This is a genomic window from Streptomyces sp. NPDC001744 (genome assembly GCF_042892575.1).
Lineage (GTDB): Bacteria > Actinomycetota > Actinomycetes > Streptomycetales > Streptomycetaceae > Streptomyces.
This window is the reverse complement of the sequence record NZ_JBIAUG010000003.1, coordinates 397,232-398,113: the sequence shown is the minus strand read 5'-3', so window position 1 is coordinate 398,113 and position 882 is coordinate 397,232. Positions and strand designations below refer to the sequence as shown.

The window sequence follows — 882 nt, the reverse complement described above, 5'->3', positions numbered from 1 at the left end:
CCTGGCCTTGATGTCGACGAACTGCTCGAAGCCCGTACGGGTCGCCTCCACCACGACATCGGCGCCGGGCACGGCGTCCGCGTAGGTGGCGCGGGCCCCGTCCAGCTTCGGCGCGGGCAGACCACCCCGCCACTGCAGCGTGATCTGCTCCTCGCCCCGGCCGAGAGTGACCAGGTCGGTGGCCGGCGCGGCCTGGGCCGCACGCAGGGAGGACGCCCGGGTACCGGCCTTCCCCGCCAGCCTCAACCCGGCCGGATGGGCCTTGGACACGACCGTGCCATCGGGTGACGCGGCGAGCGCGACGTCGACGTCACGCCACTGTCCGGTGGCGGTGTCACGGAACCGGACGGGGCCGGCCGCCAGCTCGGTGGTGAGCGAGCCGTTCGGATCGACCCAGGTCGTCGAGGTCTCGGTGCGTTCCGACAGGGCTTCGACCCGGCTGCCGGACAGCCGTGCCGTGACGCGGGCCGAGGGGATGTCGGCGGCCGTAGTCGCGACGGGCTGCTCCTGCGGCTGCGTGGAGGGCCGCTCGACGGGTGCGGCGACGGCCACATCCACTGTCGAGACAGCCATCAGCAGTGCGATTCCTGCAGCGGCCACGCGTATGCCCGGCCGCTGGTCGAACCTGGGCCGTTCGCGGAATCCTGATGTGGATCCCGGTTCGGGGATTCTCACATTTCTCCCTATGGGTGTTTCGGTGGTGACTGCGGTACAAAGCCGGAGGGCTCTGTCGCAAAGCCCAGGCCGTGAGGGCCTGGGCGGCTCATGGGGGGGGGGGGGGGGGGCGTGCTCCTCGTATCTTAGGAGCAAAAAACACAAAACGAACACAACAACCCAAAAGCAAACAACGAAGAGAAAAAACAAATACAAAAAGAAAAAAAA

At 67.7% G+C, this 882-nt stretch carries 1 protein-coding gene; it reads right to left on the bottom strand.

All coding sequences use genetic code 11. The features are described 5' to 3' along the window. Positions 1-573: hypothetical protein (locus ACFYZY_RS06185; protein WP_388689983.1), on the bottom strand; the 573-nt coding region annotated here is incomplete at its 3' end. Between the last annotated feature and the right edge of the window lie 309 nt (positions 574-882).